We start from the raw sequence: 14,405 nt of genomic DNA, 5'->3' as shown, positions 1-14,405 counted from the left end.
CCTGAATCATTAACCTTGGTCAGTGATTCAGGTGAACAAAAGCCACTGCGACATCAAACAACTCAGATATAGGTGTTATTTGACGAACTCTTCGCCCAACTTGATATCGTTATGTAACACATCAAGCATGCTGTCCAGTGCCTGCTGTTCAAAAGCACTCAGTTTGCCAATGTCTTTACGTTCAGCAACACCGTTTTTACCCAACAGGATTGGCTGAGCAAAGAAGCGGGCATATTTGCCATCGCCTTCAACGTAAGAACACTCAACAACATTGCTTTCGCCTTGCAGAGCGCGAACCAAAGAAAGACCAAAACGTGCCGCAGCCTGCCCCATGGACAGAGTCGCAGACCCGCCACCGGCTTTTGCTTCAACAACTTCAGTACCCGCATTCTGGATACGTTTAGTTAAATCGGCCACTTCTTGCTCAGTGAAGCTGATACCTGGGACTTGCGACAACAATGGCAAGATAGTAACGCCAGAGTGACCGCCAATAACTGGCACTTCGATATCCTGAGGTTGCTTCCCTTTCAGTTCAGCAACAAAGGTGTTTGAGCGAATGGTATCCAGTGTGGTGATACCGAATAATTTGTTCTTATCGTAAACACCGGCTTTTTTCAGTACTTCTGCGGCAATAGCAACAGTGGTATTGACCGGGTTAGTAATGATACCGATTAGCGCTTTCGGGCAAGTGCGCGCGATTTGCTCAACCAGATTACGGACAATACCCGCATTCACATTGAACAGGTCTGAACGATCCATGCCTGGCTTACGTGCAACACCAGCAGAAATCAGAACAATATCTGCTCCTTGCAGTGCTGGAGTAGCATCTTCGCCGCTGAAACCTTTAATATTAACAGCAGTAGGGATATGGCTCAGATCAACCGCGACACCTGGAGTCACTGGCGCGATATCATATAATGAGAGGTCTGAACCTGAAGGAAGCTGGGTCTTGAGTAGAAGAGCGAGGGCCTGGCCGATACCACCAGCAGCACCGAGAACTGCAACTTTCATCCTATACTCCTTATTATATTTAATTTAAATTTGCCGTGAATTCATCTATTTACGCACCTTAATTTATTGCGATTTTAAACACAATCTATTAACAGTCAGATTGAGATATCACGCATCAAAAAGGCGCATAATGCGCATGTATTTTAGAGTAAATCGCTTATTCATTAATGATATAGCGCACATTATTCTAAAATTTACTGAAGTATTCATGACAGGTTAATCGGCGGTTACATTACACCCTTCTGTTACATCAGAACAACATCATTTTAATAACATTTTGGTTACCAATTCCGAATACTAATAAAAGGCTGATTTAGCATAATCGTAACAGTAAGGTGATGTTAAAATTCCAATACACCTTGATATCAGGGCTTTTATCGCCAATACTCCATAGTCATGTTGAATAAAAATTCATTTAAATGCATAATAATCCCATTTACTATTGACTGCTCAGGGCATAAAAAATGCGTAACCCCGCAAAACAAGAAGATCTTATCAAGGCGTTTAAAGCGTTATTGAAAGAAGAGAAATTCAGTTCTCAAGGTGAGATCGTTTTGGCCTTGCAGGAAGAAGGCTTTGAAAATATCAACCAATCCAAAGTTTCGCGCATGTTGACCAAATTCGGAGCGGTCAGAACGCGCAATGCAAAAATGGAGATGGTTTATTGCTTACCTGCTGAGCTGGGTGTGCCGACGACCAGCAGTCCGCTGAAGAATCTGGTATTAGATGTTGATTATAATGATTCGGTGGTTGTCATTAATACCAGTCCAGGTGCAGCCCAGTTGATCGCTCGTCTGTTGGATTCATTAGGTAAAGCAGAAGGTATTCTGGGTAGCATTGCTGGTGACGATACTATCTTCACCACACCTGCCAGAGGTTTTACCGTTAAGCAGTTGCATGAGGCTATCCTCGGGCTATTTGAGCAAGAGCTTTAATCTCCGCACCTTGCTATCTGATCTAAAGATGCGGCTATATCTCTATATGATATGCCGCATTTGCTCTCTCAAACCCACAGCACCAACCTAAGAAACAGGAAATATCACTGCTTCTTACTTTTAAAACCATTAGATAACACTGCCTTTCCCCGATAGATGGTCAAAGCTGCCATTCTATTTCGCACTTTTAGTCAAAAACACTTATCACCTTGAAAATATTATACTTTTACTAAAATCTGCTGTTTTTTAACCACTTTTTATTCCTTTTCGTTCTAAAAAAGTAGTAACTAACGATAAAGTGACATCTAATATTATTAGCCCGCTATTAATATTCTCAGTTACTAGATGTATACTCATTTTCGTGACGTAAATCACACTTCTTGTGAAGTGATAAAAGAATAACTAGAGGCATAAACATGAACGTTAAAACTACTATCGCAACCATTAGCATTCTATCTGCACTATCATTTGGCGTTTTTGCAGCAGATTCCATCAGCGATAATCAAGCCGCTAATTTGAAACCCATGGGCACTATTACTGTGAGTGGTATCAACGGCGCACCCTCTGATATTCGTCAGGCTCTGTCTGATAAAGCCGATGCTATGGGTGCAAAAGCGTATAAAGTTATCGAAGCACGCGCAGATAATAACTGGCACGCCACCGCCGAGATTTACCAGTAAGTCTTTGCTCGCCACTATTGGCAATAGATGTGTAAGACAACATCGAAATTCGAATTAAATAACCAGTAAAAACAACAAACTGAAAGTATCAAAATCCATGATAAGCACTTTTGGGTTGTTGTGAACTATTGAGGAAAAATCATGAAAATCAAAACGACTCTGACGGCTCTTAGCCTACTTTCTGTTGTTGCTTTCGGTGCTCAAGCAGCACAATCAATTGATGCTGCGCAAGCCAGCAAAATGACTGACTTAGGTGCTATCAGTGTTAGCGGCATTACTGGTGCCCCTTCTGATATTGAACAAGCCATCGCAGATAAAGCAGACAGCAAAGGCGCTACCGCTTACAAAATCATTGGTATAAATGATGATAATGGCTGGCATGCCACTGCGAAGATTTACAAATAAGCTAAGCAATAAGCATGAAAGTAAATGCCCCATTTAAAGGGGCATACTTTCGAACACGATGGTTTATCCAATCGGTTGAAACATTAATTTTCAGCATATTGAATAGAGTATTGATAGAAACAAGGTCTTGATGGACCCCTTGGGGCACGTCAGCACCACGACAGAATAATCCCTCGTCGTCTATCCGACGAACCCTTTTACCCCCACTCTGCGGGGGCTTTTTTTATCCAGCTTAGTCCTGAGATTGGGCGTCTTGCTCGGATTTTTTAGTTAGGGCACTCAATAGCTTATCGTGAATCCCACCAAAACCGCCGTTACTCATCACCAGAATATGATCACCGGGTTGAGCTGTTTTCACGACCATATCAACCAGCGTATCAATATCGGCACTCCAATGTGCAGGCTGAATACAAGCCTCTGCGACTTCCACCACCTGCCAAGGAATGTGTTGAGGCTGGAACAGGAACACTTCATCGGCACGACCTAATGACGGTGCCAACTCGTTTTTGCACAATCCCAGTTTCATGGTGTTAGAGCGAGGCTCCAGCACCGCCAAGATTCGTGCCGTTCCTCCCACTTTGCTGCGCAGTGCCGCCAGCGTGGCAAGGATAGCGGTTGGATGATGAGCAAAATCATCATAAACAGTCACCCCATGAGCTTCACCACGAAGTTCTAGCCGACGGCGGGCGTTAATAAAATCACCCAAAACCCGACAAGCATCGGCTGGCAAGACCCCCACATGGCGGGCAGCAGCAATGGCCATCAAGCCATTATGCATATTATGTTCACCCACCAGTGACCAACTGACCTCACCCACTAATTCATTATCGAGAAACACTTCATAGACACTAGCATCAATTGACACTTTACGAGCAAACCAACTGCCGGTTTCACCAACCAGCTCTTGCTCACTCCAGCACCCCATCGCCATCACTTGCTTGAGATGATTGTCATTATCCGGAACAATGATTTTGCCTTGCCCTGGGACGATGCGAACCAGATGGTGGAATTGCTTCTGGATCGCTTTGAGATCGTCAAAAATATCAGCATGATCAAACTCAAGATTATTCATGATCAAGGTTCTTGGACTGTAATGAACAAATTTGGAGCGCTTATCAAAGAAGGCGCAATCATATTCATCAGCTTCAATCACAAAGAATGGGCTATTGCCTAACCGGGCTGAAACCTCAAAATTCCCCGGCACACCGCCAATCACAAAGCCGGGTTCATAACCGCAAGCTTGCAAAATCCAGGCAACCATCCCGGCAGTGGTGGTTTTACCGTGGGTCCCGGCAACAGCTAATACCCAGCGCTCTGGCAACACATGGTCATGTAACCATTGTGGGCCGGAAACATACGGGATGCCTTGTTCTAATACTGCTTCAACGCACGGATTACCGCGGGTCATGGCATTACCGATGATGACTAAATCTGGGGCCGGATTCAGTTGAGCGGGATCATACCCTTGGATCAAGTCGATCCCTTGATTCTCCAGCAGGGTGCTCATCGGCGGATACACGTTAGCATCCGATCCCGTCACTTCATGCCCTAATGAACGGGCGAGCATTGCCAGGCCGCCCATAAAAGTGCCGCAGATACCTAATATGTGAATGCGCATAAATTTTCCGTATTAATAAGCTTCGAATTTGTAGCCATTCTACCGCTCAGAATCAAAGAGAAGAAATGGAATTGCCTATGAATCATTCTCACCTTTGGGCTACACTGCTGCCATTGGGTGAGTTGTTCGTTAATAAATCGATATTTAACCGTAGATTCAGGGATTGTGTCATGAAAACGTTAGGCGAATTCATCGTTGAGAAACAGCTAGACTTCTCTCACGCCACCGGCGAATTAACTGCATTACTTTCAGCAATCAAACTCGGCGCAAAAATCATTCATCGCGATATCAATAAAGCAGGACTGGTTGATATTTTAGGTGCCAGCGGTGTTTCTAATATTCAGGGCGAAGACCAGATGAAACTGGATCTGTTTGCCAATGAAAAATTGAAAGCTGCCCTCAAAGCCCGTGGCGAAGTTGCTGGTATCGCCTCCGAAGAAGAAGATGACATTGTTATCTTTGATGGCGGGCGAGCAGAAAATGCCAAATATGTGGTTCTGATGGATCCGCTGGATGGTTCTTCAAATATTGACGTGAATGTGTCCGTCGGTACTATTTTCTCCATCTATCGTCGTATTACCCCATTTGGCACCCCAATTACCGAAGCCGACTTCCTGCAACCGGGCACCAAGCAAGTTGCGGCAGGTTATGTGGTTTACGGTTCTTCAACCATGCTGGTATATACCACCGGTTATGGTGTCCATACTTTCACTTACGATCCTTCACTGGGTGTTTTCTGTTTATCCCATGAAAAAGTTCGCTATCCCGCAACCGGTTGCATGTATTCCATCAACGAAGGGAATTACATTAAATTCCCACTGGGTGTGAAGAAATACATCAAGTATTGCCAAGAGCAGGATGAAGCCACCAAGCGCCCATATACTTCGCGCTATATTGGCTCACTGGTAGCCGACTTCCATCGTAATCTATTGAAAGGCGGCATTTATATTTACCCAAGTACTGCCAGCCATCCACAAGGGAAACTGCGTTTGCTGTACGAATGCAACCCGATGGCATTCCTAGCAGAACAAGCCGGTGGTAAGGCAACTGATGGGGTTAACCGCATTCTGGATATCGTGCCGGAGAAATTGCATCAGCGCGCACCTTTCTTCGTCGGCACAAAATCCATGGTTGAAGATGCAGAAGGCTTTATTGCTAAATTCCCGGATGATGAAGAAGCGAAGTAAATGGCGCGAGTGCCGTAAAAAAGCCACCGATTGGTTTGGTGGCTGGATGTTTACGGCAAAGACCAGAGAGCAGCGGCCCTAAGCCGCTGTTTTTTTTATGCGACAGCCAGTTTATCGCCCTGTAATTTAAATACCGCCATGCTGGCGGACAATGCATCGGCTTGTTCCTCTAATGAACGCGTCGCGGCTGCGGCCTGTTCAACCAAAGTCGCATTCTGCTGGGCAACCTGATCCATTTGAGCAATAGCCACATTCACTTGCTCAATTCCGCTACTTTGTTCATAAGTCGCAGCGGAGATTTCGCGCATCAATGCGGTCACGCGACTGACTTCACCCGCAATCTCAAACATGGTTTTCCCTGCGGATTCAGCCATATCCGCCCCTTCACGTACCCGATGTTGTGATTCAACAATCAAGTCTTTAATCTCTTTGGCTGACTGCGCACTGCGCTGTGCCAGATTGCGCACTTCGCCCGCCACCACAGCAAAACCACGCCCCTGTTCACCGGCCCTGGCCGCCTCTACCGCTGCGTTAAGCGCCAGAATATTCGTCTGAAACGCAATGCCGTCAATCACGCTAATGATATCGGAGATACGCCGCGAACTGGTGGTGATCGCCTGCATCTTATCCACCACATGACTGACAGCCTCACTCCCTTTATTGGCAAAATCCGACACACTCATCGCCAGACGATTGGCCTGATCCGAGTTTTCAGCATTCATTTTTACCGTCGCGGTCAACTGTTCCATACTGGCCGCCGTCTGCTCCAATGAAGAGGCCGACTCTTCAGTACGTGCCGCCAAATGACTGTTACCCGCAGCTAACTCCCGCGAACCGACACCAATTTGCCCGCCAACATCACGTACATTACTGACCGATTCCACCAGCGACTGCTGCATGGTTTGCAAGGCTCTTGCCAGCCGCGCCAATTCCGTATTGCCGTCACTGTTAATGTTATGAGTTAAATCACCATCGGCTATATATTCAAGCTGATGAATTGATTGCTCCAATGGCTGCAAAATAATGTACTTAAGCGCGAACCACGCCAGCACCGCAGAAATCAGCGTAATCAGCCCCGCCGCAACAATGATGGCCAATTTGATGTTGGCTGCACTGGTGGCTTTATCAATTTGCAGTTGTCCCGCATCCAGTGCATAGCTGCGAAAAGTAGCGACATCATTGTTAAATGCTTTGCTGATATCGGTGATGCTCTTTTCCAGCACCTCATAATACTCATCGGCATAGCCCGCCTTGATGGCGGCCAGCATGGGAACTACGCCCTTATCAACATAATTTTTATAACTTTTCTGGATGTTAGTTGCCAGTTCCTGCCCGTCTCCCCGATCAGATACTGCGCTGACAAAACGTGCCATTTCTGTTTGTGATAATGCCAGCGAATCCTCGGCCTGCTTTACCGTTTGCAAAGATTCATCAATCAGCCCTATCTCTAATTGATGGATGGCTAGTGCCGCTTCAGTTCTGGCACTTAAGGTGGCATTAAAGCTATTCGATAACGATCCCAGTTCCTCCCCCTGGATTTGATTTATTATTTGTAGCGAGCGCGAACTCTCCTGGATTGAATTTATTCCAATCACACTGACAATTAATAGAATCAAAGACATAAGGCTTAGTTGAGCAATAAGCCCATTTTTAATGGTAATCTTTTTTAACATCGGTTTTTTCCGGTTATGTGCAAATGGTTAAGATTACAAAGCGTTAGCATTACAGCGGACAGTCTTATTGTTTGATTTAGTTATCGGCTGTAATAATGTCGTCTTGAACCATCGCCGGAAAAACAGCTTAAAATAGATACATTTAGATAATGACGGTATTTTATCTCAATGGAATAGCCTTGATTCAGGCAATCTCACCACCATCAAGCAGTGAAAAGGACAGGAATTCACATAAGACTTGGCTATAATAGCCGGCACTCCATTTCTGGTTTGATAAAAGGAAACCGACATGAGCTTGAACCAAGTACCCGCAGGTAAAGACCTGCCAGAAGATATTTATGTTGTGATCGAAATCCCTGCCAACGCCGATCCAATCAAATATGAAATCGACAAAGAAACCGGTTCTCTGTTTGTAGACCGTTTCATGTCTACTGCAATGTTCTATCCGTGCAACTACGGCTACATCAATAACACCTTGTCATTAGATGGCGACCCAGTTGATGTGTTGGTGCCAACGCCGTATCCGTTACAGCCAGGCTCAGTTATTCGTTGCCGCCCAGTTGGCGTGCTGAAAATGACCGATGAAGCGGGTGAAGATGCCAAGTTGGTGGCTGTTCCACACAGCAAACTGACCAAAGAATATGACCACATTAAAGACGTGCAAGACCTACCAGAGCTGCTGAAAGCACAGATCAAACACTTCTTTGAGCATTACAAAGATCTGGAAACTGGCAAGTGGGTGAAAGTTGACGGTTGGGAAGATGCCGCAGCTGCTAAAGCCGAGATCCTGTCCTCTTTCGAACGTGCGAAGAAGTAATTCTTTGTCGCGGACGTCATAAAAAACACCGCCCTTGAGCGGTGTTTTTTTTATGGCTATTTAACTTTACAGCTTATTATTTTCTTCATGGCGCTTTAACCAATCGCCACTGTAGATACGCGGTAGCCCTTCAATCGGTAGACGATAAAGGTATATCCACGCACTGCCATAAGGCGTCTGGATCAACTCACGCCGATAATCTTTGGTATTACTTTTCAGCTCATCTAACTCATTCATAATAGACGAGTTAATACGATAAACTTCACAATGCACGGTGCCGTCTCCGGGCACAACTGCCGGATAATGACCTAAATCGTACATATCAAAACCTTCCAGGTCATGTTCACCCAATAACTGGGCGTCCGTCATCCAATGACTATTACCTTGCTTGCGTCGTAAACTACCGTAGACAATAATTCGCATTGTTAGAACTCAAACTGATAAAGCACATCTAATGCCTGATCAATACCAGACACCGCTTCCAGATACAACCTGGGCATCAACCGATAACGTAATGTTAACGTAGCCAGCGAGTCAAATATACCCACACCGTATTTTACTTGCAGATCTTTAGTGACATATCCACTGACGACCACTTGTGAGCTATCGCCAACCCCCTGAGTATCCAGTGCCAGGTTGCTTACACCAAATGCCTCGCCAATTTTACCCACAAGTTTACCACTTTGTGCAACCCCCATACCGACCAGCATGGACGTCATCAAGCCGCTGTCAGCCCCAGAATTGCCCAGTCCCTGCCCACGTAGCAGATAAGATAATGCTTCTTGCTGGGACATCGCCGGATCCGAGAAGATCTCCAGCCGTGGTGAGTCCGCCATTCCCGTCACCCGCACGCCAGCCGTCACACCGTCGGCAGTAGCATCAGGATTTCGAATGGCTTCGATATTGAGTAGCGGCTGATCCGGTGGGCCGGAGAACAGCAATACCCCTTTGTTAACAATTAAATCCTGACCATAAGCACGGAAACTACCAGACGGAATATTAATCTGCCCATTCAAACCTAAGCCGCGCTGGTCCTGCACCATTTTCAAGTCGCCCTGTAAGCGCGCTTTAAGGCCAAATGCATTCAGGCGAACATCATTACCAACGTGAATCACCAGATTACTGTTAATTGGGATACTGGTAGAGCGCGGTGAAATAGGTTTCAGATCGTTATTTAGCATCACTTCATCAGGTGAAACCCCCACGGCACTTTCTGGCACTTCCTGCACGGTAATACGCGCCCAGGGAATATCGACTGAGCCATTCAGAGTAAACAGCTGTGGCGTGGCTTCAAAGACAATGTCCGGGGACACATCTATCCGCACCATTGGCGGAACCGTCACCCGCAGCTTGTTACCTTTGGCGGCAATCCGGGCACGCCAGGCATTGATATCACGCCAGTCAGCATCACCAGAAAGATTGAGTTGCCCTTGAGAAGTGCGGATTAAGCCCTCTAATGTTGAGGTCATTCCGTCAAAATTCATCACCAGACGCCCTTCGGTGATATCAAATGGCATCCAACTGCCGTCAACATCTACGTTATCCAGCGCCAGGCGGCCAAAGACCAGTGGGCTTTTCGCATTCCCCCCCAAACGCAGATTAGCATTTAAAGTACCCGCCGCTTTTTCGCCATCACTCAGAATCGGGTTAATCATGGCCAGCGAGAAGTTACTGATAGCAATGTTACCGGATAGATTACGCCGCCCTTCTGGATCAGCAACCTGCACCTGCCCGGAGAACTGGCCATTATTGACCAGCTTAACCAACCAGTCCGCACGCACTTGGCCATTGGTCAAGCCGCCATTCAAATTCAATGTTTCAAAGGCTATCGGCAGCGGATTACCCTGCACCATTTGCTGCACTTTGACACCATTGCCACTGAGTGAAACCCGCACATCCGGCAAAGCGCCGCCCGCTCTCCAGCTGACATCCGCGCGCCCAGTGAATACCCCGCTCATGGTGGTATCTGGGCCAAGGAAAGGTTTAATCATGGCGAGATCAAAGCGATTGAGTACCACACTCGCCTGCCCACTCGGGCCGGCTTCTATTGCACGCGGCACACACAGTTCCGCATTGGGGTTAAGCCAACAGTGTGGCCCAATAGTGACCTGCTGTAGGGTATTTTGGTAATCCAATGCAATGGCACGGCTGATACGCCATTCACCAACCGGTGTGTCAAAGCGCGTATTATTGAGGGTACCGCGCCAGCGTTCTTGCTGCCGGTCGAAGCTCCCCTCCAGTGCCAACTGACCAGACACCGGCTCACCTTGCATATTCAGGCGCAACTGATGCTGCCTTTCACTGCCACGCGCCTCCAACGTCAATAAGCTAATCAGCAAGTCAGCTTGTTTAAGTTGCTCGACCCTGATGGCTAACTGGCCTTGGATTTGGTCGGTCGAACGCACGTCACCGTCAATTTTAACCCGATTAATGGTCAATTCTTGCCATTGCAGGCGGCTCGCCGTGAGATCGGCCAACAGTTGTGGCGCTTTAAGGTTGCCGCGTAATTTCAGTGTTCCGTTCACCACGCCGCCCAACCCCGGTAACGCGCCATCAAGCTGCGGGGCGTCAACATTGGCATCGAGCTGCCAGTTATCGCCAAGGTCGCCTTTCACATCCAAATTATTGCGCCCTAACGCCAGCTTGATGCCGGGAATATGCCACTGACCCGCCGCATTCCCGGTCAAAGAGCCACGTGCGGTTACGCGATTTTGCTTCACATTGCCGTCCAGCGTCAGCTCTGGTACCTGTAATTGCCAGCTACCGCCATGGATACTGCCGCGAGTCACCATCTTGCCATCCAGTTTTGCTGGCCACTCCGGCCACTGCTTCGCGGTATTAATACCTGACAGCGTTAACACCGAGTTCCAGCTAATGGCTTTGCTCCAATCCACCACACCGGTAAGGTCAGTGTTACCTTGCAGTGCCGCCAGACGCAAACGCGTCAGATTGAATTGCTCGACATTGCCTTTACCATCCAAAGTGAATACCGCTGGCGGCAAATCGGTGCCTTTAAAATCAGAGCGAATTGAGAGTGCGTAATCTGTCGCCTGCCCGTTAAAACGCATTCTGAGATTATCGAGCTGAAACTGAGGTTCGCCACTCAATGGCCAACGCAACTGTTTGCTTTGCAAGGTTAATGCCAGAGGCAATCCCGCCTGAGCCAGCGCAGTTTCTGCGGCTAGCTGTGCACTGACCGGGCCAGATAAATTGAGATCGACTTTGAGCTGCTCACGCAATGCGCCGCCAACCGTCAGTTTTACTTTCTCGCCTTTCAGTGGTTCGATGTTCAACGCACTGTTAACCACCATACTGAGCGGCCACTTATCAGCAAGTTGTGCCTCACCATGGGCAGACAACCCACCCTGTGGCGATTTAACATCCAGCGTATCCAGAGTGACCCGGTTATCCAGGGTACTGGCACGCAGCAAAAGACTGCTGATAAGGACATCGGTATCGCCAGTAAGCCGCAGTTGTTGCCCTGAAATCTCCTTAATATTCAAATCCAGTGGCAAACGAAAATCAGGTAAGTCCGGCAGTAGAGGTTTGGCGAACAGCTCTTTTAGCGTCTCTCCCAGAGGAGTTTCTGGCTCGGCCGGGGCTGCGGCCTGTTGCTCAATAGCTTGTTTGGCGGCAATCGCGGTTTCAACCGCCGGTTTCGCCGCATCAGGGACAATAGCCGGTACCGTTTTCGGCAACGCTATCAGTAACCCGCTGATTTTAGTTGGCATTAAGTCCAGCGCACGCTGTTGCCAATGTGCGCCAGTTCGGAATTCATCCAGCGAAATTGCGGTATCATCAATAGTGACTTTGACATTATTGAGCGACAACAGGCGCAAAGTAATGGGATACGGGGTGCTCAGCTCGCCCATCGGCTCGGTGCTGGCTGGTGCCGGAGCCGCAGGTGGCATGGCCTTGGTATCCACCACCACATCGACATCCTGGGCTGTCAGAGCATTAACACATAATTCGCTGCGTTTTAGGCAAGAGAGCTGCAATGACAGATGAAATTGCCCCGCTTTGACCGTCACACCCGGCATTTGGTACTGAATACCCTTGAGTGTCAGATCACGCCAGCCACCGCTGACACTGGCAATATCCAAGCCGGGCACCCAGCGTGCGGCGCTGTTGATGACAAAATGCAAACCGCTGGTGGTGCCGAGTAAGCCCACCACAGTTCCTACCAACAGTAGGATAATGAGCAGAAACGCAATACTGAGTCTCTTTACCCACCTTAGTTTCTTTACCGGCATCGGTTTTTTTACCGGCATCTGTTCCTCTATTTGCGTCATAGCTCAGGCCCCAAACCGATATAAAATTGCACGCCACGTGCTTCGTTGTCACCAATAGGTTTCGCGATATCCAGCTTAATCGGGCCAACAGGGGAAGCCCAGCGCACCCCAAACCCGGCACCGGTTTTTAAATCACTCTTGCGAATATCATTTACCGCTTCACCGGTATCGACGAATACCGCCCCCCACCAACGGCCAGTGACGTTATATTGATATTCCACAGAGCCAGTCGCCAATTTAGAGGCACCGGTTAACTTACCTTCGCTATCACGCGGAGAAACATCACGGAATTTATAGCCGCGAATACTGCGGTCCCCGCCGGCGAAGAAGCGCAGTGATGGCGGGACACGGTCAAAATTATTGGTTTCAATCCAGCCTAGGTTGCCACGCACCACAAAGCGGTTTTTCTCACCCAAGGTGCGTATCCACACGTTTTGCGCCTGGAAAATGCCGAAATCAACATCAGAGCCCCACGTGGTATCCGACACATCAATCGAGTAACGCTGACTGTCGCCCCAGACCGGCATAGCCCCACCGCGCTGGCGGGTACGGTTAATACTCACCCCCGGATACAGCAACATGGTGGTGTCGGTCACACTGCCCTGAGTAAAGTGATCCAGACTCCAGCGCAGGTTTATCGCCCGCTGCCAACCACTGGAGAGATCCCAGAAGCGAGCGACGTTAAGTGTGGTGGTATCTGATTTGGTGTCATTGAGGTCAGTGCGTTTAAACCCGCCCTGCAACAGGTAATACTGCTCAAGAGGATTTTTTAACAGGGGAATGCGATAACTGAAATCCAGTGTTTGCTCAGGTGCCGACAGTGTGGTGCTGGTCGTCAGACTGTGGCCATAGGAGTTCATCCAAGGCTTACGCCAACTGGCGGTCAGGCGCGGGCCGACATCAGTCGCATAACCGCCCCCCAACTCAACAGTATTTTCGGTGCGTGGCGTGACAACCGCATCGAGCGGCAAAATTTTGGTCTTTTTGGCATCGCGGAAATCCGGCGAAACCACCACTGAGTTAAACCAGTTAGTGGCAGACAAACGGCGGTTCAGTTCGGCCAGATCATCAGCCGAATACAGCTGCCCATCATGAAAAGGCACCAGATTTTGCAGGAAATCCTCACGGATTTGTGAACCCTGGAAGATAACTTTACCGAAGCGGTAGCGCTCGCCGCTGTCGAAATCAATATCCCAAAAAGCCTGGCGCAGTTCGGCTGCTACACCTAACTGGCTTTTGATCATATTGGCGTCAAAATAACCACGACGCAAAGCCAGCCCCGTCAGTGAGCTTTTGAAGTTGTCAAAATCGCCATGATTTAGGACTGAGCCAATTTTTGGCGTATCGCGGCGCACCAGCGCCAGATAATCGGGATCAGTTTTCGCCCCGCCTTGTAGCACGATATCCACACCGGCAATCAAAACCGGTTCTCCGGGCACCACCTTGGCGATTAAAACCGAGCGGGCCGGAGCCGGACGCTCTTGTAAATCAAAGGTAATGGTGGGGTCGTAATAACCCAAAGCCCGCAGCCCCTGACGAATCGCTTCATCCACCCTTGAGCGGAAACGCCCGTCGGCGGTGACTTCATCAGTACCAATTGTTGATAAACGCGCCCTGACGTTTCGCTCTAAATCCCCGCTAAGACCCTCAACCTGCAACCGAACATTGGCAGCATAGGCAATAGGTGTAGCGAGCAATACACACAAAAAACAAAGAATAGGGTATCGTGGCACGCGTACTCCTAGCTTATTAATTATACTTTCCTGTAAAACGGCCTCGCGGACGAT

The 14,405-nt window shown here is 48.2% G+C and carries 11 protein-coding genes; 5 read left to right on the top strand and 6 right to left on the bottom strand.

What is annotated here, in order from left to right; genetic code table 11:
• Window positions 1-75: 75 nt before the first annotated feature.
• The gene (mdh, locus tag N0H69_RS02190) at window positions 76-1,011 is read right to left on the bottom strand and encodes a malate dehydrogenase (RefSeq protein WP_050110325.1); all 936 of its coding nucleotides are present in this window, start codon (window positions 1,009-1,011) and stop codon (window positions 76-78) included.
• A gap of 464 nt (window positions 1,012-1,475) precedes the next feature.
• Here mdh and argR point away from each other — a divergent pair, with 464 nt between their 5' ends.
• From argR to N0H69_RS02175, 3 genes are all read left to right on the top strand, one after another.
• Window positions 1,476-1,946, top strand: coding sequence for a transcriptional regulator ArgR (argR, locus tag N0H69_RS02185; RefSeq protein WP_004707043.1), 471 nt, complete (start codon window positions 1,476-1,478; stop codon window positions 1,944-1,946).
• Window positions 1,947-2,362: 416 nt separating this feature from the next.
• Window positions 2,363-2,626 carry a peroxide/acid stress response protein YhcN gene (gene yhcN, locus N0H69_RS02180; protein ID WP_050121741.1) on the top strand — a complete coding sequence of 88 codons (264 nt, stop codon included), beginning with the start codon at window positions 2,363-2,365 and terminating at the stop codon, window positions 2,624-2,626.
• A gap of 141 nt (window positions 2,627-2,767) precedes the next feature.
• Window positions 2,768-3,031, top strand: a complete 264-nt coding sequence (locus N0H69_RS02175; RefSeq protein ID WP_050110327.1) for a YdgH/BhsA/McbA-like domain containing protein — start codon at window positions 2,768-2,770, stop codon at window positions 3,029-3,031.
• Window positions 3,032-3,263: 232 nt separating this feature from the next.
• Here the strand turns inward: N0H69_RS02175 and mpl are convergent, their stop codons facing one another.
• On the bottom strand, window positions 3,264-4,649 hold the full coding sequence (mpl, locus tag N0H69_RS02170) for a UDP-N-acetylmuramate:L-alanyl-gamma-D-glutamyl-meso-diaminopimelate ligase (protein WP_050121742.1): 1,386 nt from the start codon (window positions 4,647-4,649) through the stop codon (window positions 3,264-3,266).
• A 170-nt stretch (window positions 4,650-4,819) separates the two neighbouring features.
• Here mpl and fbp point away from each other — a divergent pair, with 170 nt between their 5' ends.
• Entirely contained in the window at window positions 4,820-5,836 is a 1,017-nt protein-coding gene (fbp, locus tag N0H69_RS02165) for a class 1 fructose-bisphosphatase (protein ID WP_050152058.1), read from the top strand.
• 95 nt (window positions 5,837-5,931) lie between these two features.
• Here fbp and N0H69_RS02160 read toward each other — a convergent pair whose 3' ends face one another.
• A complete protein-coding gene (locus tag N0H69_RS02160; RefSeq protein WP_050152057.1) occupies window positions 5,932-7,509 on the bottom strand; it encodes a methyl-accepting chemotaxis protein in 1,578 nt (525 codons plus the stop codon).
• A gap of 289 nt (window positions 7,510-7,798) precedes the next feature.
• Here N0H69_RS02160 and ppa point away from each other — a divergent pair, with 289 nt between their 5' ends.
• Entirely contained in the window at window positions 7,799-8,326 is a 528-nt protein-coding gene (gene ppa, locus N0H69_RS02155; protein WP_050152056.1) for an inorganic diphosphatase, read from the top strand.
• A gap of 66 nt (window positions 8,327-8,392) precedes the next feature.
• On the opposite strand, the gene N0H69_RS02150 is transcribed toward ppa, so the two are convergent.
• The 3 genes from N0H69_RS02150 to tamA are packed head-to-tail and all read right to left on the bottom strand — an operon-like array spanning window position 8,393 to window position 14,351.
• On the bottom strand, window positions 8,393-8,749 hold the full coding sequence (locus N0H69_RS02150) for a gamma-glutamylcyclotransferase family protein (RefSeq protein ID WP_050110946.1): 357 nt from the start codon (window positions 8,747-8,749) through the stop codon (window positions 8,393-8,395).
• Between the two features lie 2 nt (window positions 8,750-8,751).
• Entirely contained in the window at window positions 8,752-12,579 is a 3,828-nt protein-coding gene (gene tamB, locus N0H69_RS02145) for an autotransporter assembly complex protein TamB (RefSeq protein WP_187143826.1), read from the bottom strand.
• Between the two features lie 35 nt (window positions 12,580-12,614).
• Window positions 12,615-14,351, bottom strand: a complete 1,737-nt coding sequence (gene tamA / locus N0H69_RS02140; protein WP_050152078.1) for an autotransporter assembly complex protein TamA — start codon at window positions 14,349-14,351, stop codon at window positions 12,615-12,617.
• Between the last annotated feature and the right edge of the window lie 54 nt (window positions 14,352-14,405).

Source organism: Yersinia alsatica (genome assembly GCF_025133195.1).
Classification (GTDB): Bacteria; Pseudomonadota; Gammaproteobacteria; order Enterobacterales; family Enterobacteriaceae; genus Yersinia; species Yersinia alsatica.
This window is presented reverse-complemented; position numbering and strand designations above follow the sequence as displayed.

Bases quoted from the DNA above. Each gene is read 5' to 3' on its own strand.
- fbp (WP_050152058.1), top strand. From the start codon at position 4,820: ATGAAAACGTTAGGCGAATTCATCGTTGAGAAACAGCTAGACTTCTCT.
- yhcN (WP_050121741.1), top strand. From the start codon at position 2,363: ATGAACGTTAAAACTACTATCGCAACCATTAGCATTCTATCTGCACTA.
- ppa (WP_050152056.1), top strand. From the start codon at position 7,799: ATGAGCTTGAACCAAGTACCCGCAGGTAAAGACCTGCCAGAAGATATT.
- N0H69_RS02175 (WP_050110327.1), top strand. From the start codon at position 2,768: ATGAAAATCAAAACGACTCTGACGGCTCTTAGCCTACTTTCTGTTGTT.
- mdh (WP_050110325.1), bottom strand. From the start codon at position 1,011: ATGAAAGTTGCAGTTCTCGGTGCTGCTGGTGGTATCGGCCAGGCCCTC.
- N0H69_RS02160 (WP_050152057.1), bottom strand. From the start codon at position 7,509: ATGTTAAAAAAGATTACCATTAAAAATGGGCTTATTGCTCAACTAAGC.
- N0H69_RS02150 (WP_050110946.1), bottom strand. From the start codon at position 8,749: ATGCGAATTATTGTCTACGGTAGTTTACGACGCAAGCAAGGTAATAGT.
- argR (WP_004707043.1), top strand. From the start codon at position 1,476: ATGCGTAACCCCGCAAAACAAGAAGATCTTATCAAGGCGTTTAAAGCG.
- mpl (WP_050121742.1), bottom strand. From the start codon at position 4,649: ATGCGCATTCACATATTAGGTATCTGCGGCACTTTTATGGGCGGCCTG.
- tamB (WP_187143826.1), bottom strand. From the start codon at position 12,579: ATGCCGGTAAAGAAACTAAGGTGGGTAAAGAGACTCAGTATTGCGTTT.